The organism is Amycolatopsis alba DSM 44262 (assembly GCF_000384215.1).
GTDB classification, from domain to species: Bacteria; Actinomycetota; Actinomycetes; order Mycobacteriales; family Pseudonocardiaceae; genus Amycolatopsis; species Amycolatopsis alba.
On sequence record NZ_KB913032.1, the window covers coordinates 3815509 to 3836809 of the forward strand.

A 21301-nucleotide genomic window follows, 5' to 3' on the forward strand; every position below is an offset into this window, starting at 1 on the left:
TGTGCCGGAATTGCCTGATCTCACCGCTGGCGAACTGGTCGCGCAGTACCGCGCCGGGACACTGTCGCCGGTCGAGGTCACCGAAGCGGTCCTCGCCCGTGCCGAGGCCCGTGAACCCGAACTGCACGCGCTCTACGCGTACGACCCGAGCGGCGCGCGCGAAGACGCGAAGGCGTCCGAGACCCGCTGGCACGCTGGGGAACCGCTCGGCCCGATCGACGGCGTTCCCTTGACGCTGAAGGAGAACATCGCGACTCGAGGCACGCCGGTCCCGCTCGGCACAGCCGCTTCTTCGCTGGAACCAGCTTCGGTTGACGCGCCCGCTGCCGCTCGCGTGCGCGAATCCGGCGGTGTCCTGCTGGGCAAGACGACCATGCCGGACTACGGGATGCTGACGTCCGGGCTGTCGAGTTTCCACCCCGCGTCGCGGAATCCGTGGGACACCACGCGCACGCCCGGCGGCTCCAGCGCGGGTGCCGGTTCGGCGGCGGCCGCCGGCTACGGCCCGCTGCACGTCGGCACCGACATCGGCGGCTCGATCCGGCTGCCCGCCGGCTGGTGCGGACTGGTCGGGCTGAAGCCGAGTTTCGGCCGGGTGCCAGTGGATCCGCCGTTCCTCGGCCGCGTCGCCGGGCCGATGACGCGGACCGTGGCCGACACCGCGCTGCTGATGAGCGTTCTGTCCGGTGCGGACGGTCGCGACCACCTTTCGCTGCCGCCATCGTCGATCGACTGGGCTTCGGTGTCCGGCGAGGTCAAAGGCCTGCGGATCGGGCTGCACCTCGACCCTGGCGTCGGGCTCCCGGTCTCGCCCGACATCCTCGCCGCGGTCACCGAAGCGGCCCGCGCCTTCGAAGCCGCGGGCGCCGTCGTCGAATCGGTGGATCCGTTCCTGCGCCGCGAAATGCTCGACGGACTCGACACCTTCTGGCGCGTCCGCGCCTGGTCGGACATGTCGGCCCTGCCCGAGGAACGCCGCGCGAAGGTCCTGCCTTACATCGCCGACTGGGCCGCCGGCGGCGCCGACGTCAGCGGCATCGATGCCTATCGCGGCTTCGCGCAGATCGACGCCATCGCCGTCGCGACCCTGCGCGAAACCGAACGTTTCGATGTCGTCCTCTCGCCGACCTGCCCGGTCTCGGCCCCACCCGCCGACTGGCCCTCGCCGACCAACGACCCGCGCCGCCCGTTCGAGCACATCGCGTTCACCGTGCCGTACAACATGTCCGGCCAGCCCGCGGTCTCGATCAACTGCGGCTACACGAGCGACGACCAGCCCGTCGGCCTCCAAATCAGCGGCCGCCGCTTCGCCGACCTCGACGTCCTTCGCGTCGCTGCCGCCTACGAAACCCTTCGCCCCACACCCCGCCCCTGGCCGAACTAGCCCCATTAACGCGTCAGCTCGGGCGACTTTGCCTTGCCGGTCGGCAACAGAAAAGATCAAAGCCCCGGTGACATGACCAGCAGGTCAGGGGCCATCCGGGGCTATTCGTCGACCAGCTTAGCCGAGGACCTCGCCGCGCTCATCTCTCCGCAGGTCGCCGCCTACATCGCGGCCAACAGCTCCTGTACCCGGCTGTTGGCCGCACGTCCTCGCTAGCCGGCGATCGCGTCGGCCAGTGCCAGGATCCGCCGCGCGTTGTCCACGTGCAGGTTCTCGATCATCCGCCCGTCCACGGTCACGACGCCCTGCCCGGCCGCCCGCGCCTCTTCGAACGCCGAGATGATCTTGCGCGACCGCGCGATCTCCTCCTCGGAAGGCGCGAAGATCCGGTTGCACGGCTCCAGTTGCGCCGGGTGGATCAGCGTCTTGCCGTCGAAGCCGAACTGGCGCCCCTGCAGGCATTCGGCCTCGAAGCCTTCGAGGTCCTTCACGTCGTTGTAGACGCCGTCGAGGATCACCTTGCCGGTCGCCCGCGCGGCCAGCAGCGCGAGTGAAAGCCCGCCCAGCAGCGGCGCGCGGCCGGGGACGAACTCGGCGTGCAGTTCCTTCGCCAGGTCGTTCGTGCCCATGACCAGCACGGTCAGCCGCTCGGACGCCGAGGCGATCTCCTCGGCGTGCAGCATCGCGACCGGGGTTTCGACCATCGCCCAGATCTTCGTGTGGTCCGGCGCGCCGCCGAGTTCCAGCGCGCGTTCGATGTTGTGCACCTCGGCGGCGGAGTTCACCTTCGGGACCACGATCGCGGCCGGGCCCGCCTGCGCGGCGGCTCGCAGATCCGCGTCGTGCCATTCGGTGTCGAGGCCGTTCACGCGGATGGTCACCTCGCGCGAGCCGTACTCCTTCGACGACGCGGCGGCGCAAACGCGTTCACGTGCCGCTTCCTTCGCGTCGGGCGCGACGGCGTCTTCGAGATCGAGGATGAGGCCGTCCGCGTCGAGCGTCTTGGCCTTCTCCAGTGCTCTTTCGTTCGCGCCGGGCATGTAGAGGACGGAACGCCGGGGGTTCATGCGGAGGCCTCCTGATCTTTTCGGGTCGCGCGTTTTGGCCGTGAGGCCTCGCCAACGCGGCTGCGGGCCGCCATGCGGCGGCAGGTGACGAGCGCTCGATCAGTCGCGGCCTGTAGACGCGTTGGCGATCGCGCGATGTCAAACACTGGTGGCCGCGTCGTAGGCAGCGGCGAGTTCGGGGTCGTCGGCGGCCAGGGCGTCGGCGAGTTCGGCGACCACCCGGCACTGCTTCACCGAGGCGTCGTCCTGCATCTTGCCGTCGATCATCACGGCACCGGTGCCGTCGCCCATCGCGGCGATCACGCGCCGCGCCCAAGCCACGTCTTCCGGCGAAGGCGAGAACACCTTCTTGGCGATGTCGATCTGCACCGGGTGCAGGCTCCAGGCACCCACGCAGCCGAGCAGGAACGCGTTACGGAACTGGTCTTCGCAGGCCACGACGTCGCGGATGTCGCCGAACGGCCCGTAGTACGGCAGGATCCCGTTCGCCGCGCAGGCGTCGACCATCCGCGCGACCGTGTAATGCCACAGATCCTGCTGATACGTCGTGCGTCCCGCGTTCAGGTCTTCGCCGGTCGGGTCGGTGCGCACCAGGTAACCGGGGTGCCCGCCACCCACACGGGTGGTCTTCATGCGACGGCTCGCGGCGAGGTCGGCCGGGCCGAGTGAGATGCCCTGCATCCGGGGGCTCGCGCCGGCGATCTCCTCGACGTTCGCGACGCCGCTGGCGGTCTCCAGGATCGCGTGCACCAGCAGCGGCTTCGTCAGGCCCGCTCGCGCTTCGAGCTGAGCGAGCAGCCTGTCGACGTAGTGGATGTCCTGCGCGCCTTCGACCTTCGGCACCATGATCACGTCGAGTTTGTCGCCGATCTCGGTGACCAGCGTGATCAGGTCGTCGAGCACCCACGGCGAGTCGAGGCTGTTGACGCGGGTCCACAGCTGCGTCTTCCCGAGGTCGGTCGCCTTCGCGATGGAGACGAGCCCGTTCCGCGCGGCCTCTTTGCGGTCGGCGCGGACGGCGTCCTCGAGGTTGCCGAGCAGGACGTCGACCTTCTTGGCAAGATCCGGGACCTTGGCGGCCATTTTCTCGTTGCCGGGGTCGAAGAAGTGGATCATCCGCGAAGGAGGCACGGGGATCTGGCGGAGCGGTTCCGGCGCCCCCACCGCGAGCGGGGCGAAGAAATCCTTCGGCGAACGCATCGTTCCTCCATCGCAACGGGCTAAGTGACCGACGAGTAACCCTAAACCCGGAAGGCGGGGAACCGCTGCGGCGCAGCTCACCTCCAAGGGGACACGATCGGGAATCGCGGAGGAATCTGTGGACGACTGGGCCTTGCCGGGTTTCACCGAGATGGGGTCGCTGGGCGAAGGCGGATTCGGACGGGTCGTACTGGCCCGGCACGATGAATCCGCCCAGGTCGTGGCCATCAAATACCTGTACACGAGGTTCGCGGCCGACCCGCAGCGGCTGGCCGAATTCCGCCATGAGGCGCAGGTCCTGAGCCGCGTTTCGGGGCCTCACATCGCCCGTCTGCACCAGTTCGTGGAGACCCCACAGGGTGCCGCCATCATCATGGAAGCGGTTCACGGAATCTCCCTGAAAGAGATCCTCGGCCGCCAGGAGAAGCTCGAACCCGAAGCCGCGCTGGCCATCCTCAAGGGCTCGCTGCTCGGGCTCGCCGGCGCGCACGCCGCGGGCACTGTCCACCGCGACTACAAACCGGCCAACGTCCTGGTCACCCGCGAGGGGCAAAGCAAGCTCGTCGACTTCGGCATCGCCGTGCTCGCCGGTCAGGCCGGTGTCGCCGCGGGCACGCCCGCGTACATGGCGCCCGAGCAGTGGGCGGGCGGGATCGCCACCCCCGCGACGGACGTCTACGCCGCGACCTGCGTGTTCTTCCAGTGTGTCGTCGGGCACAAGCCGTACGAGGCCGAACAGACCGAAGTGCTCCGCACGCTGCACGAATACGCCCCGATCCCGTTCGGCGAGGTCCCCGAACCGGTCCGCGATCTCATCGCGCGCGGCATGGCGAAGGACGTCGCCCAGCGACCGTCGGGCGCGGCCGAGTTCGTCACGGAACTGGAGTCGTCCGCCAGGAAGGCGTACGGCGAAGACTGGGAGCGCAACGGCTGGCACTGGCTCGCCAAGGGCGCCGGTGTCCTGGTCGCCCTGTCGCCGTTGGCCCTGCTCGGAGCCGGGACGGCCGCCGCTCCGGTCATCGCGGGTGGCGCGGCGGGCGGGGTCGCGGCGACCACCGGCGGCGGGATCGCGGTCGGGCTCAAGGTGACCGCCGCGATCGCCGCCGTCACCGCGGCCGCCGTCGGCACGGTCGTGGTGATCAACGCCAACAGCGACGACCCGCCGACGACGACCCTTTCCGCGATGAAGGTCGATCTCCTCACCCGCACCGAGAAGTTCGACGGCTTCGACTACAACGGCAAGTACGTCCGGATCAGCGGTCTGAAGGACAAGGCCGCCGAGGAGCGGGTCAACAAGGCGCTGATGGCGCCCATCGACGGCTGGCTCGAGAACTTCTGGCCCGACAGCTACCAGCCGCAACGGGAACCCGACGGCGACATCCCGCACATGAAGACCGAGGCCGAGATCCTGCGCCAGGACGACAAGCTGGTCTCGGTCGTCTACAAACGCTCGATCGATTCCACCCAGTTCGGCAACCATGGCGGGTTCAGCGTCCGCCCGATCGTCATCGACCTGGCCAAGGGCGAGCAGATCTCCGGCGCGCACCTCTTCGACAACGTCGACGGCACCGCCGCGCGGATGCGGAAGCTCGAAGACCTGATCCTCGACTCGGCGAGGCCGGGCGACTGCCTCGCCGACAAGCCGACCTCGCCCGAGCACCTCCCGGCGACGGCGCTTTCGGCGCGGTACACCTTCGACTACGACTCCATCCTGCAGGCGGCGCCCACCGCCAACGGCATGCGGTTCTACGTCTACGGTTCCGCGCTCGGCTACCCGCGCGTCTGCGACCCGACCGAAGTCACCACCGAGTACGCCCGCCTCACCGACCTGCTGAGTCCTTCGGTGATGAACCTGCTCGGTCTCGCGAACGGTGGCACGCAAGGCAAACGGACCAAAGAGGACAACGTCGGCGCCTTCACCATCACCACGCCGGAGAAATGGTGGCTGCTCTCCAGCGCGCCCATCGAGCGCTACCTGGTGACCGCCGACCAGTGCTCGAACGACGGGATGCAGCCGTTCCACTGTGCGGGCGTCGTCTTCAGCGACAACGCACGCGTCGACGCGGCCACCCCGGCGTATGAACCGGGCAAGCCGTACAACCGGTCCAACGGTCCGCGTCCGTGTCATTCCATCGGGGCACCGGGCGAATCGCAGGGATCACCCATCTTGCAGAAGAAGGATCTCCGCCCGATCGGGACGAAGAAGGCCGCCTACGAGGAGTGGCGGCTCACGTGCTCCGGAGGCGGCACGGTCACCCAGCGAGTGTGGTTCCTGCCGAAAACGCAGCTCGTGATCGTGGACGAATGGAACACTCCAGGCCTCGACAAGATTTTGGAAGAGGCCCGATGGAACTAAGCGATGCGTGGAGATTGCCCGGTTTCACCGAGCTGGAGCAGCTCGGCGAGGGCACCTTCGGCCGCGTGGTGCTCGCACGTCAGGACAACACCGGCCACATCGTCGCCATCAAGTACCTCTTCTCCCGCTTCGCCGCCGAGCCCGCCTATCTCGACGCGTTCCGCCAGGAAGCGCTGGCGCTGCACCGTGTCGTGAGCCCGCACGTCGTGAAGCTGTACGAATTCTTCGAGACACCGCAGGGTGCGGCGATCGTGATGGAGGCGATCAACGGTGTCTCACTGCGCTCGGTGCTCCAGGCCGAAGGCGCTCTCGAACCCGAAGCCGCCCTCGCGGTCCTGAAAGGTTCGCTGCTCGGACTGGCCGCGGCGCATTCCGTGAACGTCGTCCACCGCGACTACAAACCGGCCAACGTCCTCGTCGCCGACACCGGCGAGAGCAAACTGGTCGACTTCGGCACGGCCGTCCTGGCAGGGGAACAGGGTCCGTCCGTCGGCACACCCGCGTACATGGCGCCCGAGCAATGGGCAGGCGGGCAGGCCACTCCCGCGACCGACGTCTACGCCGCGACCTGCGTGTTCTTCCAGTGCGTCGCCGGTCATCGCCCGTACGAGGCGGACCAGACCGAAGTGCTGCGCACGCTGCACGAACACGCGCCCATCCCGTTCGGCGAAGTCCCCCAGCCGGTGCACCAGATCGTCGCGAGCGGGATGGCGAAGGACCCGTCGAAACGGCCGGTCGACGCGCTCACGTTCGTCGGCGAACTGGAACGCGTCGCCCGTGCGGGGTACGGCGAGGACTGGGAACGCAAGGGCTGGTCACGGCTGGCGAAAGCGACCGGCGTGCTGGCCGCGGCGACGCCGTTGGTCCTGCTCGGCGCCGGTACGGCGGCCGCTCCCGGCGTCGCCGCCGCCGGAACGGGCGCGGCGGCCGCGTCGACCGGCGGGATCGCGGCCGGGCTGAAGATCGCCATCGGCGTCGTCGCCGCGACGGCCGCCGTGGCGGGCTCGGTGATCGTCTTCTCCGACGCGAGCACGCCGCCGCCACAGCCACCGCCGACCACTCAGCAGGCCGTCGCGCTCAAGGTCGCCATGAAGGACCGCTCCGGGACGGTGCCCGGCACGACCCTCCAGTTCCGCGGGCAGTACCCCGAGGTGACCGGCGGCCCCGATCAGGCCTGGTCGAAACGGGTCAACGACGCGCTGACCGCGCCGATCGACGCCTGGAACCGGGAGACCGGGCCGAGCGCGGGGAAGATGGCAGCCGAACACGGCGGCGGCCCGTACGTCCTCACCACCAAGGCCGACGTGCGGATGCAGAACGAGAAGTACCTCTCGGTCAGCTACGAACACGGACTCGACAACGCACCTCATCCGACGTGGAACTTCGGCCGCTCCAGCGTGCTGATCGACCTCACGAGCGGAACGGCCGTCGTACCCGCGGACCTGTTCAGCGCGGGGATGTTCTCCGACCAGGGCATGCTGACGCTCAGCGACCGGCTTTGGCCCGATCACAACCAAGGCTGCGCGCTCACCGAATGGAAGCCGATCAAACCGGCCGACCTGGCCGGACCGGGGGAGCGCAAGGTGTTCCCGGCCTTCACCCCCGCCGAAGTCGAACTCACGATCGACTTCAACCGGCTCGGTTTCGAGACCGCCTGCGGCGTCCAGACGATGAAGCTCCCCTACGACAAGCTCTCCGACCTGCTGAAACCCGAGCTCGTCGCGGGGCTGACCGGCGGAAAGACCGTCAAGGGGACGACGTCGTCCGCCCCGCCCGCGCAAGGACTCACCGACGTCTCGGCGGGCGCGCTGACCGTGCACCTCCCGAAGGACTGGACCGTGGTCTCGCAGGGATTGGAGAAGGTGCTCGTCGCTCCGGGCTGTCCGGATCCCAAGAAGTACTTCAACTGCAAATACGTCCTCGTCACGGACAACACGCAGCAGTCCGCCGAACAGCCGCCGTACCGGCCGGGCGGTTTCTACCGGCGCAGCGCGGGCGGCCGGGCCTGCAACGCCGCCGGACGCAAGGACCTCCGTCAAGAAGGTGACGCCGTGCGGGCGGCGTCCGCCACCGCATCGGTCGGCGAGGCGACGGCGACCTATGAGGAGTGGACGATCCAGTGCGTTCCTCGTGGACAGACGGGCGGAAGCGGCGAGACGCAAGTGACTCAGCGGATCTGGTTCGTCGCGGACAGGCAAGTCGTGGTGATGGACGAGTGGCGGACACCGGGGGTCGAAGATCTCCTCCGCACCGCGACGGTCTCCTGACCTGACCAGCGATGGTCCACAGTGGAATGAGTATTCACTGGGCTGAATGGACCAACGTTTTTGCTTCCCTTGCGCGCCTGTGTTCGGTACCGGGCAGTCCATGCCGGTGACCGTTCGGAGACAACCGGTAACACCACTTACCTCGTTCTCACTCGGTTGGCGGCACGGTCGGACTGAAGTCGAATGACCGCCTACCGACCGGTCACCGATCGCAAGGTGCCGCCGATCGCAGCCACTCGCGTTGTCCGGCGCCGCCGCCTCCCTGCCCTGTTAGACAGGTCATGTGCCGCTTCCACCGAGGTGGCACGGGATGAAGAGCCTTAGGGAAACCAGGTTCGAAGGAGGCGGAACGTGGCGGCTACACCGAACATGGAGAGCTCGACGGTCGCCGGTGGCGCCAAGCGCAGCCGGTCACTGCCGAGCCGGGTGGTGCCGCCGATCGAACTGCCCGCGAGCGTCGAGGAGCTTTCACGCAAGGCGGCGGCCCTGCTCGGCTGGAACGGCATCGTGTTGCCGGAGACCACCGTGCTCGGCCGCAAGATCTGCGTGGTCGCCCGGCTCCGCACCGACGTGCACGCGGAGCGCATCGCGATGGGCATGGGTCCCGTCGTCGATCGCGCCACCGTCGACACCTGGACATGGCCAGAGCTGGCCGCGACCGCACCCGCGCCGGCCGCCGAGATCATCGGCGTCCTCGCGGTCGCCCGGCACTGGCGCACCGCGATGGCCTCCGCGGTTCCGTTCGCACGTTACGGCGAGGCCGCGATGGTGCTCCCATCGCCAGCCGTATTGACGGAAGACTACGTCGGCAACTGCCTGCCGCGAGCCCGCGCCTACGGTCTCGGCATCGTCACCGCCGACCCCAACGCGGTGACCGACCTCGACCTCGAAGGCCACAGCGAGCGCATGATCCTGGACGAGGACCCGGTCTCGCGCCTGGTCAACGAGATCGTCTACGACCAGCTGCTGCGCGGCACCGAGCTCCCTGCCGAAGTGGACTGAACGCACTACCCTCGGGCGCATGCGAGTCGTCATTGCGGGTGGACACGGTCAGATCGCGCTGAAACTGGAGAAGCTCCTCTCCTCGCGCGGTGATCAGGCGGTGGGGATCGTGCGCAATCCCGATCACGTCGCCGACCTCGAAGCGGCAGGCGCGGAAGCCGTCGTCCTCGACCTGGAAAAGTCCGATGTGGACGCTGTCGCCAAGGTGCTCGACGGCGCTGACGCCGCCATCTTCGCGGCAGGAGCCGGTCCCGGCAGTGGCACGGCCCGTAAGGACACTGTGGACAGGGCGGCCGCGGAACTCTTCGCGGCGGCCGCCGAACAGGCGGGCACGCGGCGGCACATCCAGGTCGGGTCCATGGGAGCCGACAAATGGGAGACCGCGGACGTCCCGGAAGATTTCCGGATCTACCTCAAGGCCAAGAAAGCGGCCGAGGACGATCTGCGCGCCCGCGAGCTCGACTGGACGATCCTGCGGCCGGGTCAGCTGACCAACGACGAAGGCACCGGCGAGATCGTGATCGCCGAATCCACCGGACGCGGACCCATTCCCCGTCAGGACGTCGCCGCTGTCCTCGTCGCGCTGCTCGACAATCCGTCGACGGCGGGCCGCGTCCTCGAAGCGATCTCGGGTGATACTGCTATCTCTCAGGCCGTTTCCGCTCTGTGAAAGCCCCGGTCCTGGCTAGTGTGTGGACGTAATCCGTCAGTGAAGTGAACGGAGAAAGTCCTTGCGCGAGGACATCGCGGTCTTCAGCGGCAGCGCACATCCCGAGCTGGCCGAAGAGATCTGCACCCATCTCGGTGTACCGCTGCATCCCGTGAAGGTGCAGCGGTTCGCCAACGACTGCCTCGAAGTCCAGCTGGAGGCGAACTGCCGCGAGCGCGACGTCTTCCTGATCCAGCCCTTGGTACGGCCGGTGCAGGAACACCTCGTCGAACTGCTGCTGATGCTGGACGCCGCGCGGGGAGCGTCGGCGAAGCGGATCACCGTCGTCATGCCGCACTACTCGTACGCCCGTTCCGACAAGAAGGACGCGCCGCGGATCTCGATCGGCGGCCGTCTCGTCGCCGACCTCCTGGCGACCGCCGGTGCCGATCGCGTCCTCGCGATGACCCTGCATTCGCCGCAGGTGCACGGCTTCTTCAGCGTCCCGGTCGATCACCTGCACGCGTTGCAGGAGCTGGCCAAGCACTTCCGCCAGTACGACCTGTCCGAAACCACGGTGGTCTCGCCGGATCTCGGCAACGCCAAGGAAGCCGCGCATTTCGCCCGGCTGCTCGGGGTTCAGGTCGCCGCCGGCGCGAAGCAGCGCTTTGCCGACGACAGGGTCGAGATCAGCTCGGTGATCGGTGAGATCACCGGCCGCGACGTGATCGTCCTCGACGACGAGATCGCCAAGGGCAGCACGGTGCTCGAACTGCTCTCCAAGTTGCGGGAACTGAAAGCGCGCTCGATCCGCGTCGCCTGCACGCACGGCTTGTTCTCCAGCGGCGCACTGAAGCGGATCGGCGAGCAGGCGGACGTGCTGGAAGTCGTCTGCACGAACACGGTGCCGATCCCGCCGGAGGAACAGGGCCCGAAACTGAAGGTCCTGTCGATCGCGCCCGCGCTGGCGGAGGCGATGCGGAGGATCCACAACGGAGAGTCGGTCAGCGCGCTCTTTGAAACAGCCTAGGCCGAAACGACTTAGCCGAGGACCCGGTCGAGGTAGGTGTTCGTGAAGAGCCCGGCCGGGTCCACCTCCTTGCGGACCCGCGAGAAGTCGTCGAACCGCGGGTACCGCGAGCGCAGCGTCGCCGCGTCGAGGTCGTGCATCTTGCCCCAGTGCGGGCGGCCGCCGACCTCGCCGACGATCGACGCGAACCCGGCGAAGTACTCGCGGTAGGGCATCCCGACGAACTGGTGGATCGCGATGTAGGCGGAGTCGCGGCCGTTCGCCGTCGAGAGCCAGATGTCGTCCGCCGCGGCGACGCGCACCTCGACCGGGAACGCGACCGGGTTCTCCAGTTTCGGGACGAACGCGCGGAGTTCGGAGAAGACGTCGTGCAGCGATTCGCGCGGGATCGCGAACTCCGACTCGACGAACCTCACTCCGCGATGGGTGACGAAGACGCGATGCGACGTGTCGCTGTACTCGCGGGCGGAGAGGATGTTCGAGGCGAACTTGCCCAGCGGCCGCACGAGTTTCGGCACTGAGCGCCCGAGACGGCACAGGCCGCCGAACGCGACGTTCTCCGTCACCTCGTAGTCGACGAATTCCTTCAGCCTGCTCAACGGCTGGTGCGCACTGCCCGCCGGAAGCCGGTTGTTGCGCTTGACCAGCGCGTTCTTGCCGTACGGGAACCAGTAGAACTCGAAGTGGTCGTTCTCGTCGGCGAACTGGTCGAAGCCTTCGAGGACCTGTTCGAGGGGCTCCGGCCGCTCCTGGGCGGAGAGCAGGAACGACGGTTCACACTGCAGGGTGACCGCGCTGATGACGCCGAGCGCGCCGAGGCCGACTCTCGCGGCGGCGAAGAGATCGGGGCGTTCTTCCGCCGAACAGGTGACCACGGCACCGTCGGCGAGGACGAGTTCGAGTGCGGCGATCTGCGTGGCGATCCCGCCGAGCCGGGCGCCGGTGCCGTGGGTGCCGGTCGAAATCGCGCCTGCGACGGTCTGTGCGTCGATGTCGCCGAGGTTGGTCATCGCCAGCCCGAGCGCGTCGAGTTCGGCGTTGAGCTGCTTGAGCGTGGTGCCCGAACGGACCGTGACCAGGCCTTTCGCGACGTCGGCCGAGGCGATGCCGGTCCAGCCGGTCAGATCCATGGCGTCCGAGTCGGCCGCCGCGATCGCCGTGAACGAGTGGCCGCTGCCCAGGGGACGCAGGCGCCGTCCGTCCGCGGCGGTCCGGTCGATGGCCTCGGCGATCTCCTCCGTGCCGCGCGGCCGGTGCACGCGCAGGGGCGAGGCTGCCGCGGTTCCGGCCCAGTTGGTCCACCGAGTCATGCGCCCACCTATTCCGAGAGGCTTCTGCCCTTGAGATGCTCGAGTGCCGAAACAGTAAGTGAATAGTATTCGCGTTTCAAGCCCTTCTGTCGTACCTTAGTTCGGGTGACCAGTGCGACGGTGTACGACTTGGCGACGAAGGACCTGGATCCTCCGTTCGCGGTTGTCGACTTGGATGCGTTCGACGCGAACGGCGCCGACCTGCTGCGGCGGGCGAACGGGAAGCCGATCCGCGTGGTCAGCAAATCCGTCCGCTGTCGGTATCTCCTCGAACGGGTGCTCGCGCGGCCGGGCTTCGAAGGTCTCATGTGCTACTCGCTCGCCGAAGCCGTTTGGCACGTCGAGCAGGGGACGTCCGACGACATCGTGGTGGCGTACCCGACCGCTGATCACGGCGCGTTGCGGCGGCTGGCGGCGAACGACCGGGCGCGGGCGGCGATTTCGATCATGGTCGATTCGCCCGAACACCTCGATCTGGTCGATGCCGCGCTGGGGCAAGGACATCCCGAGATCCGCGTCTGCCTCGAACTCGACGCTTCGTGGCGGCCGCTGCCCGGTGTGCACATCGGCACCAGGCGTTCGCCGGTGTTCAATCCGCGGCAGGTCGCGGATCTGGCGCGGACCATCTTGTCCCGCAAGGGTTTCCGGCTTGTCGGGATGATGGCGTACGAAGGGCAGATCGCCGGTCTCGGCGACGCGGCCGGCAGTGGCGTCAAGAACTCGGTCATCGGCTGGATGCAGCGGAAGTCCATTGTGGAAATCGCGAAACGCCGCGCGGCCGCGGTTCGTGCCATTCGGGCGCTGGCGGATCTGGAGTTCGTCAACGGCGGCGGCAGCGGCAGCGTGGAATCGACCGGCGCCGAAGCGGCCGTCACCGAAATCGCGGCGGGGTCGGGCCTGATCGGGCCGACCCTCTTCGACGGCTATGCGCACTTCTCGCCGCGCCCGGCCGCGATGTTCGCGCTCCCCGTCGTGCGGCGCCCGGCGCCGAAGATCGCGACGCTCTTCTCCGGCGGCTACATCGCTTCCGGCCCGACGGAGTCTTCGCGCCAGCCGACGCCCTACCTGCCCGAAGGTCTCTCGCTGCTCGGCTTCGAAGGCGCGGGCGAAGTCCAAACCCCCGTCTCCGGCGAGGCGGCCCGCCACCTGCGGCTCGGCGACCGCGTCTGGCTGCGCCACGCGAAAGCCGGCGAACTCGCCGAACGCTTCACGCACTACCACGTCGTCATCGGTGACCGCGTCGACCGGACCGTCCCCACCTACCGAGGCGAAGCCCAAAACTTCGGCTGACCCCGCGCGACCCCACCCCCCACCCATCCCTGGGGGGCGCGCCCCGCACCAGCGTATCGGGAGGGGGTGTCGGGGAAGGGGGAACCGAGGTGGGAGAGGCGAGGTTGTCCACAACTGTGGGTGGGTGTGGACAGGTTATGTGGACAACTGGATAAGGCCAGTTCAGGTCGGGTCTAGGCGTGGTTGGTGAGGGGCGTGTGACTGATGGGGTTGCGGAACCGGGCATCGGTGGACACGAATGGTGCAAGGGGGATCCGCCGGTGACGGCAAGGCCACCTTCAGGACGTTGAGCGTCCTGAAGGTGGCCTTCGCGACGTCCGGGCAGCGAGCGCTGAGTCCATAGTGGACGGGCGCGGGCGAAGGGGACTTTCGCCGCATTGGACGTGGGGAAAGCGTCCTTCGGACACCAGTGCGCGTAGGTGGCTGATCGCCTGGCCGGGCTTTCACGCCAAGGCTCCCGGCCAGGCGCCGGCCGCGGAGGTCGCGAAAGCCACTTTGGGGACATCAGACGTCGCGAAAGTGGCTTTCGCGACATCCGGACGCCCCGGAGCCCGACCAGCCGTCAGGCCTCACCGAACTTGCTCGCCAGGTATCCCTTCACGACGGACTTCGCTTCGGCCACGATCCGCTCGTCCCCTCGCGGGTCACGCCGGAAGGCCAGCTTCAGCAGCGCGTCCGCCGTCTCGTTCGCGATGGTCAGCGCGAACCGGATGTCGTCCAGCGACGAAGGGATCCGCGCGGAAAGGATGTCCGTCAGCGCGTCGACGATGACGGCGTTGTTGTCGCGGGTCTCGTCCAGGAGCTGCCTGTCCACGACGTCACCGAAGTGGACCTTCGAGAATCCGGGGACCTCGCGGTGCATGTCGAGGTAGATGTCGAGGATCGAGTCCACGACGTCCCACCAGTGCTCGGGCGCCAGCTCGTTCAGCGTCTCCGACACCGAGGCGACGAACCGTTCGAGATTGCGTTGCGTCAGCGCCTGCACGACGGCCCGCTTGTCGGGGAAGAATTGGTATAGCGACCCGACGGCCACTCCGGCGCGCTTCGCGATCAACGTGGTCGTCAGCGCCTCATAGCCGAGTTCGTCGATCAGCTGGGCGCTGGCGTCGAGCATCTGCTCCACCCGCTTGGCACTACGTTGCTGGACGGGCTGCCGCCGCAGCGGAGTCGTCTCCGCTTGCGGTTTCGCGGCCTGGATGTCGGACACTCGGGCTCCTCCTTCGCTGATCTGCGACTTTATCGTGTCGACAGGGTTCCCCCCGGTCGAGTGAAGGCATAGTATCTGAGAACTTTTCATGTTCGGCCGAGTCTGAAGAGGAAAGGTGTGTCGCCGGTGGAGAATCCGACCTTCCCGTCCGAATTCCTGTGGGGTGTTTCGACCTCCGCCTTCCAGATCGAGGGGGCGACCGGGGAAGGCGGCCGAGGACAGTCCATTTGGGACACGTTCACCGAAACGGAGGGAAAGATCGCGCGGGCCGAGCACGCCAAGGTAGCCGCCGACCACTTCCATCGCTACTCCGAAGACATCGCGCTGATGGCCGAACTCGGCGTCGGTGCGTACCGCCTGTCCTTCGCCTGGCCCAGGATCCAGCCCGACGGCGAAGGCAAGCCCAACGCGGAAGGCCTTGCCTTCTATGACGAATTGATCGACGAGGTCTGCGCCGCCGGTATCGCGCCGACGGGGACGCTCTTCCACTGGGACCTCCCGCAGGCGCTCGAAGACAAGGGCGGCTGGCTCTCCCGTGATACCGCCGAACGGTTTGCGGAGTACGCCGCCATCGTGGGCGAGCGGTTCTCCGATCGGGTGAAAATGTGGATCCCGCTCAACGAGCCCATGGTCATGTCGATCTTCGGTTACGCGATCGGCGAGTACGCCCCCGGCAAGACGCTCCTGCTCGACGCCCTGCCCACCGCGCACTACCAGAATCTCGCGCACGGTCTCGCCGTCCAAGCCCTCCGCGCGGCAGGCGCCCGCGAGGTCGGCACGGCCAACAATCATTCGCCGATCTGGCCCGCCTCCGATTCGCCGGAAGACAAGGCCGCAGGCGAATGGATCGACGCCCTAATCAATCGTACTTACGCGGATCCGGTGCTACTGGGCCGTTATCCCGAACAAGTCATCGAACATCTCCCGGCGGATTTCGCCGACGATCTGCCCACCATCGCGCAACCCCTCGACTTCTACGGGGTGAATTACTACGAGCCTCAGGGCGTCGCCGCGCCCGGTGAAGGCAACCCGCTTCCCTTCGAACTTCGCGCGATCGAGGGATATCCCATGACCACCAACGATTCGCCGATCGTCCCGCACGGGCTGCGCGAACTGCTCGTCGGCTTCCACGAGCGCTACCGGGAGCACCTCCCGCCCGTCTACATCACCGAGAACGGCTGCAGTTTCGACGACGTCGTCGCCGAGGACGGGCACGTCCACGATCAGGAGCGCATCGACTTCCTCGACAGTCACCTCGTCGCGGTCCGCGAGGCGATGGACGCCGGCGTCGACATCCGCGGGTACTTCGTCTGGTCGCTGATGGACAACTTCGAATGGTCGAAGGGTTACCAGCCGCGTTTCGGCCTGGTGCACATCGACTACGAGACGCAGAAACGGACCCCGAAGGACTCCTTCGGCTGGTACCGGGAACTGATCCGCCATGAGTGAGGTCAGGGAGCTGCCCGAGGCGCTCGCCGAGCCGGTCGCCAAGGTCCGCGCGGGCTGGATGAGCCTGCTGTTCTTCGCGAACATCGCGCTCTGGCTCGGCGTCTACGCGCCCATCCAGGTCCTGCTCCCGAAACAGGCCGAACTGCTGGACGCGGCCAACAAGGAAGCGGTCTTCAGCATCGTCACCGGTATCGGCGCGATCGTCGCGCTGATCGCCAACCCGGCCGTCGGCCTGCTTTCGGACCGCACCTGCTCCGCCCGCGGCCGCCGTCATCCGTGGACGGCCGCCGGTGCGGTGGTCGCCGCGGCCGGACTGCTCGTCCTCGCGTTCGCGCCGAACGTCGCGGTCATGGTGCTCGGCTGGTGCCTGGTCCAGGCGGGCCTGAACGGGATGCTCGCGATGTTGGTCTCGGCGATCGCGGACCGGGTGCCCGTACCGCAGCGCGCGCAGGTCGGCGGGCTGGTCGGCATCGCCCAGATGCTCGGGACCGTGCTCGGCGCATTGGTGGTCGTGGTGATGCTCGACCTCGCCGGTCTCCCGCTGGGCTACGCGGTGTGCGCCGCCATCGTGCTGGCGGGCGCGGCGGCGTTCGTCCTGCGCACACCGGACGCACCGCTGCCCGTCGCGTACCGGCCGTCCGCTCGGCTCCGGGACGTGCTGGCGAACCTGTGGATCTCCCCGCGCAGGCATCCGGACTTCGCCTGGGCATGGGGCTGCCACTTCATGATCAATCTCGGCAACGCCTTCGGGACGCTGTACCTGCTGTTCTTCCTCAAGGACGCGGTGCACTACGAAGATCCGGACACCGGCTTGCTGATCATGATGGGGCTCTACGGCGCCGCCCTCATCGTCGGCGCGCTCGTCGCCGGGCACTTCTCCGACAAATCCGGACGCCGAAAGCCGTACGTCCTCGCGGCGTCGGCGGTGATGGCCGTCGCGGCGCTGGTGCTGGTCGTCTGGCAGAACTGGACGGCCGCGCTCGCCGCGTCACCGTTGCTGGGAGTCGGTTTCGGCGCCTACATGGCTGTCGCGCTGGCGATGCTCACCCAGGTGCTGCCCACCGCACAGGACCGGGCGAAGGATCTCGGGGTCATCAACATCGCGAACTCGCTGCCGCAGGTGGTGGCGCCGATGCTGACCGCGCCGATCCTGGCCTACCTGGGCGGGTACCCGAGCCTCTTCGCGGCTTCGGCACTGTCCACCGTCGTCGCCGCGGTGCTGGTCACTCGGGTGAAAACGGTCAGGTGACAGAAATGGAGACCGCGGACCGATGCCGGTCGGGGGAGGGGAGTGCAACGGCACCGGCCCGCGGGGTTCGGGGGATGACAGCGCGGGCCTCGGGGTAGGTATCGCGCTGCGTTTGTGATCATGAATCTAGCGACCGATTACTGCCTTCGCTAGGTGTTCTGCCGATAATTTTCGATTAATCGCGGTGGGGACCGGGATGATTACCGAGAGCGGCTCAACGCGTTCGGGGGTACGCGCGAACCGCCGCCGGCGAAGGCGAGCTGTGGCGTGGTTGCCGAGGGGGCGCTCGGACCGCCGTTCACTCGCCGGCTTTTCTAAGCGTGCACTCCGCCGATGGCGGCACGCCGCGGGTTGATCAGCGCGTGCCTGCCGGTGGTTTCGGCCGGGCTCACCCGGCTTTGCCCCGGAACGCGGCGCCGGTGGTCCTGGGAGGCCGCGGTCTGCTGGGGGGCGAGGCCTCCCGCGACCAGGTGCTCGTGCGCGACCTGCCAAACCGAGCAGGGCGCCTTGCACTTGTGCCAGCGGGTCGAGCAGGTGGGGCAGTCCCCGCGCTCGTCGGGCTCGTGCGCCTGGAGCATCGCGCGCCAGCCTTCGGTCAGCCGGGGGAGCTCCGAGCGGGCGACCGACACGAGCGACTGCGCGTCGGCCCTGGTCGCGAGCTCGGAGAGCATGTCGAGGCGTTCCCAAACCGCGTTGCGGAGGACTTGCCCTAGGACCTGATCCACGGAGAACTCACCGTTACCTTTCCGCCATCTTGGCGGCTTCGTTGAGCGCTGCCCTGAGCTGTCCGAGCTGGCCGGACGTCAGGCGCGCGGTCTCTCCTGGCGGCGAGACGAGAACCACCTGGTTGTCTTCGACGAACACGGTGACGGCGCGTTCGCGGCTGATGAGATCGCCGCACTGCACCCGCCAGATCAGTTGTCCGCCTTCATAACGGCGCACGCTCGCGGTACGGGGGTCGACCGGGGCGGAGGGTGAGACCGGGCGGTTGGCGCCGGGGGAAACCGCGACCGCCTGCTGACCGGCTGGGCCGGCCGCACGCAGGTGGCGCGTGGGCATACCGGGCCGTCCCGCGGTGATGGAGCCTGTTGCGATCGAGTCCACGAACTCCACTGGCTCTTCTCCGCTCTCTCGTTCCACGTCGTCTTCGTATCCGCGTATCCGCACCTGTAGGGGGTTCGGAGACTTGGTAGCTCTCTGTGATCGCTGCCGGTGGCTGGTCGGTCACGGAGATCTGACAACTACAGTGATGTGAAACCGAGTGCGATAGAAGGTCGAACCGCCGTCATAGCGGTGACCGGACGAGGTTTCACGGTAAGCGGTCAAACGACTTCTGCCGGGCCGATCACGACGGGCATTCCGGTGTTTCGCACGGTTGAATAGGTGTGCCTACGCTGTTTCTCGACCCCAACGGAACTGTGAGGGGGCGCAATGGACGCCAGTATCGGTGGCGGCGCTGTCGCCGGCTCGGACACGAGTGCTTCGGGCACTCCGGGCCGCCAGAGTCACCCCGTGCCGCCCGACGCCTGGGAACAGGCGGAGATGCGGGCGTCACTGGCGACACGGGAGATCTCGTCCGTGTACCGGCAGTTGCGCAAGCACGGTGTTTCGCAGCGTCAGATCGCCGCGATGACCGGCCAATCGCAGTCCGAGGTGTCCGAGATCCTCAAAGGTCGCCAGGTGATGGCGTACGACGTGCTCACCCGCATCGCTGACGGCCTTGGTGTCCCACGGGGATACATGGGTCTCGCCTATGACGAGGCGACAGCGATAAAGGTCGTCGGCGCTGCCGACGGCCAGCAGGCGGAGGAGGACGAGTCCGTGAAGCGACGGAGGTTCCTCGCGCACGCCGCCCAGGTCACGATGGGTGCGGCGGTGTTCGGTCCGGAATCGGGGACGTGGTCGGCCGGGCCGGCGAAGACGCCCGCCCCCGGACGGATCGGCATGACCGACGTCCGCCAGGTGGAAGCCGCGACCAGAGCGCTCCGGTCCCTCGACTACCAGTACGGCGGCGGTTTCTGCCGCGACGCCGTGGTCGCGCAGCTGTCCTGGGGACAGCAGATGCTCGAGTCCAACGGCACCGAAATGGTCAAGAACCGGCTGTTCGTCGCGCTGGCGGACCTGCACAGCCTGGCGGGCTGGACGTCCTTCGACACCGGCCTGATGGACTCCGCGCGCGGGCATTTCGCGAACGCGCTGGACCTGGCCAAACAGGGCGACAACCATCCGCTGGTGGCCAACGTCCTCTACCGGATGGGCCGCGTCTACCTGCACCAGGACGCGCCGAACGACGCGCTGAAACTGTTCCAGCTCGGCCAGATCGCCGCCCAGGAATCGGGCTCCGAGCTGGCGGTCGCCGTGCTCTGCGCCAACGAGGCGTGGGCCTACGCGATGATGGGCAACGAGGAACAGGCCGTGAAGCTGCTCGGCCGGAGCAAGGACGAGTTCGCCCGCGCCAACCTGGCCGAGGCCGAATCCTGGGTCAAGTTCTTCACCGAGACCGACGTCTACGCCATGATCGGCACCGTGCACACGGTGCTCGCCGCGAAGAACGCCGAGCACACCAAGTACGCGATCCCGGCGCTGACGAAGGCCGTCGAGTCCTACGACGACGACATGGCCCGCAGCAAGACCTTCATGCTCAGCGCGCTGGCCACGAATCACCTGCTCGAAGGCGATCTCGATCATGGCGCCAAGGTGGGCTCGAAGGCCGTCGACACCGCCGAGGGCATCAAGTCCGAGCGGGTGAAGGACCGGATGCGGCCGCTGCAGGTCGAGGCGGAACGCCGCCGGAACAACGCTGACGCCCGTGACCTTGCCGACCGCCTCAACTCCTTCTACGCCGCCTGAGCCGACCGGACCGGACGGCCGGTTCACACCGGCCAAGCTGCGCGACGCCCTGGTGCGGACGTGTGCGGTGCTGGGCGTGGACCCCGAAGGCGCCCGCCTGCTGAGGTTCACCAACAACGCCGTCTACGAACTGGCGAGCGCGCCGTTCGTCGTCCGGATCGTCGGCTCCACCCTGCTGCGGCACCGCGTCGGCACGGTCGTGCGGGTCGCGCGGCATTTCGAACGGCACGACGTGCCGGCCATCCGTCTGGTTCCTGGCCTCGACCAGCCGCTGCCGGTCGGCGAGCATCTCGTGACGGTCTGGTGGAAAGTGCCGGAGAGCGGCCGGAAGGCCAGGTCGGCGGACCTCGCCGCGCTGCTGCGCCGGGTCCACGCGCTCGAACCGCCCGAGGGGCTGGCCTCCTGGGCGCCGTTCGCCGCGGTCCGCGCCAGGGTTTCGGACGCGGAGGAGCTGTCCGACGGCGACCGGCGGTTCCTGCTCCAGCGCTGCGCCGAAGTCGAAGCCGCGCTCGCGACGCTCGACTTCCCCCTGCCCCGTGGCCTCGTCCACGGGGACGCGCACACCGGGAACGTGATCCACGGGCCGGCCGGGCCGGTGCTGTGTGATTTCGATTCGTCCTGTGTCGGGCCGCCGGAATGGGATCTCACGCCGCTCGCCGTCGGCCATGAACGGTTCGGTGATCCACCGGCCCGCTATCGCGTGTTCGCCGAGCGGTACGGATTCGACGTGACCACGTGGTCCGGGTTCCCGGTACTGCGCGCTATCCGTGAACTGAAGCTCACCACGAGTGTTCTCCCGATTCTCCGGAGTCATCCCAGCGTGCGTGATGAGCTGCGGAAACGGCTGGACGATCTTCGGAACGGGCGTACCGGCGCGCGCTGGAACCGGTACCGGTGAGTCACCCGTGAACGGCTATCTGCACGTGCATTCGCCGACGCCGAATGACCGTTCGTCGCTTGTCCGAATTCGTCGATCAAAGGGTGACTAATT

At 67.9% G+C, this 21301-nt stretch carries 17 protein-coding genes; 11 read left to right on the forward strand and 6 right to left on the reverse strand.

Features of this window, described 5'->3' with window-relative positions:
* Position 1: 1 nt before the first annotated feature.
* Positions 2-1384, forward strand: a complete 1383-nt coding sequence (locus AMYAL_RS0118120; RefSeq protein ID WP_020632722.1) for an amidase — start codon at positions 2-4, stop codon at positions 1382-1384.
* A 212-nt stretch (positions 1385-1596) separates the two neighbouring features.
* Here AMYAL_RS0118120 and AMYAL_RS0118125 read toward each other — a convergent pair whose 3' ends face one another.
* Entirely contained in the window at positions 1597-2451 is an 855-nt protein-coding gene (locus tag AMYAL_RS0118125) for an HpcH/HpaI aldolase/citrate lyase family protein (RefSeq protein WP_020632723.1), read from the reverse strand.
* 138 nt (positions 2452-2589) lie between these two features.
* Complete coding sequence (locus AMYAL_RS0118130; protein WP_020632724.1) at positions 2590-3651, reverse strand: HpcH/HpaI aldolase/citrate lyase family protein; 1062 nt, start codon at positions 3649-3651, stop codon at positions 2590-2592.
* A 118-nt stretch (positions 3652-3769) separates the two neighbouring features.
* Here AMYAL_RS0118130 and AMYAL_RS0118135 point away from each other — a divergent pair, with 118 nt between their 5' ends.
* From AMYAL_RS0118135 to AMYAL_RS0118155, 5 genes are all read left to right on the forward strand, one after another.
* Positions 3770-6007, forward strand: coding sequence for a protein kinase domain-containing protein (locus tag AMYAL_RS0118135; protein WP_026467197.1), 2238 nt, complete (start codon positions 3770-3772; stop codon positions 6005-6007).
* Entirely contained in the window at positions 5998-8274 is a 2277-nt protein-coding gene (locus AMYAL_RS0118140; RefSeq protein ID WP_026467198.1) for a serine/threonine-protein kinase, read from the forward strand. Before AMYAL_RS0118135 ends, AMYAL_RS0118140 begins: the two co-directional genes overlap by 10 nt.
* Positions 8275-8625: 351 nt before the next feature.
* On the forward strand, positions 8626-9276 hold the full coding sequence (locus AMYAL_RS0118145; RefSeq protein ID WP_026467199.1) for a hypothetical protein: 651 nt from the start codon (positions 8626-8628) through the stop codon (positions 9274-9276).
* Between the two features lie 19 nt (positions 9277-9295).
* Positions 9296-9946 (forward strand): NAD(P)H-binding protein, encoded by a 651-nt coding sequence (locus AMYAL_RS0118150; protein ID WP_020632726.1) that lies wholly within the window; start codon positions 9296-9298, stop codon positions 9944-9946.
* A gap of 61 nt (positions 9947-10007) precedes the next feature.
* Positions 10008-10955 carry a ribose-phosphate diphosphokinase gene (locus tag AMYAL_RS0118155; RefSeq protein ID WP_020632727.1) on the forward strand — a complete coding sequence of 316 codons (948 nt, stop codon included), beginning with the start codon at positions 10008-10010 and terminating at the stop codon, positions 10953-10955.
* An 11-nt stretch (positions 10956-10966) separates the two neighbouring features.
* Here AMYAL_RS0118155 and AMYAL_RS0118160 read toward each other — a convergent pair whose 3' ends face one another.
* On the reverse strand, positions 10967-12265 hold the full coding sequence (locus tag AMYAL_RS0118160; RefSeq protein WP_020632728.1) for a D-arabinono-1,4-lactone oxidase: 1299 nt from the start codon (positions 12263-12265) through the stop codon (positions 10967-10969).
* Between the two features lie 105 nt (positions 12266-12370).
* Here AMYAL_RS0118160 and AMYAL_RS0118165 point away from each other — a divergent pair, with 105 nt between their 5' ends.
* Complete coding sequence (locus AMYAL_RS0118165; RefSeq protein WP_026467200.1) at positions 12371-13555, forward strand: amino acid deaminase/aldolase; 1185 nt, start codon at positions 12371-12373, stop codon at positions 13553-13555.
* 562 nt (positions 13556-14117) lie between these two features.
* Here the strand turns inward: AMYAL_RS0118165 and AMYAL_RS0118170 are convergent.
* A complete protein-coding gene (locus AMYAL_RS0118170) occupies positions 14118-14762 on the reverse strand; it encodes a TetR/AcrR family transcriptional regulator (protein WP_020632730.1) in 645 nt (214 codons plus the stop codon).
* Positions 14763-14888: 126 nt separating this feature from the next.
* Here AMYAL_RS0118170 and AMYAL_RS0118175 point away from each other — a divergent pair, with 126 nt between their 5' ends.
* Complete coding sequence (locus tag AMYAL_RS0118175; RefSeq protein WP_026467201.1) at positions 14889-16211, forward strand: GH1 family beta-glucosidase; 1323 nt, start codon at positions 14889-14891, stop codon at positions 16209-16211.
* Entirely contained in the window at positions 16204-17460 is a 1257-nt protein-coding gene (locus AMYAL_RS0118180) for an MFS transporter (protein WP_020632732.1), read from the forward strand. The genes AMYAL_RS0118175 and AMYAL_RS0118180 overlap by 8 nt, the downstream gene beginning before the upstream one ends.
* Before the next feature lie 314 nt (positions 17461-17774).
* On the opposite strand, the gene AMYAL_RS0118185 is transcribed toward AMYAL_RS0118180, so the two are convergent.
* Together AMYAL_RS0118185 and AMYAL_RS0118190 are read right to left on the reverse strand one after the other, a co-directional pair.
* Positions 17775-18185 carry a hypothetical protein gene (locus tag AMYAL_RS0118185; RefSeq protein WP_020632733.1) on the reverse strand — a complete coding sequence of 137 codons (411 nt, stop codon included), beginning with the start codon at positions 18183-18185 and terminating at the stop codon, positions 17775-17777.
* 13 nt (positions 18186-18198) lie between these two features.
* Positions 18199-18573, reverse strand: a complete 375-nt coding sequence (locus tag AMYAL_RS0118190; protein WP_020632734.1) for a hypothetical protein — start codon at positions 18571-18573, stop codon at positions 18199-18201.
* Positions 18574-18891: 318 nt separating this feature from the next.
* Here AMYAL_RS0118190 and AMYAL_RS0118195 point away from each other — a divergent pair, with 318 nt between their 5' ends.
* Both AMYAL_RS0118195 and AMYAL_RS0118200 read left to right on the forward strand, forming a co-directional pair.
* Positions 18892-20310: an NsdA family TPR-like regulatory protein gene (locus AMYAL_RS0118195; RefSeq protein ID WP_020632735.1), complete on the forward strand. Its 1419-nt coding sequence runs from the start codon at positions 18892-18894 to the stop codon at positions 20308-20310.
* A complete protein-coding gene (locus tag AMYAL_RS0118200; protein ID WP_280632807.1) occupies positions 20270-21208 on the forward strand; it encodes a phosphotransferase in 939 nt (312 codons plus the stop codon). The genes AMYAL_RS0118195 and AMYAL_RS0118200 overlap by 41 nt, the downstream gene beginning before the upstream one ends.
* The last annotated feature ends 93 nt before the right edge of the window (positions 21209-21301 follow it).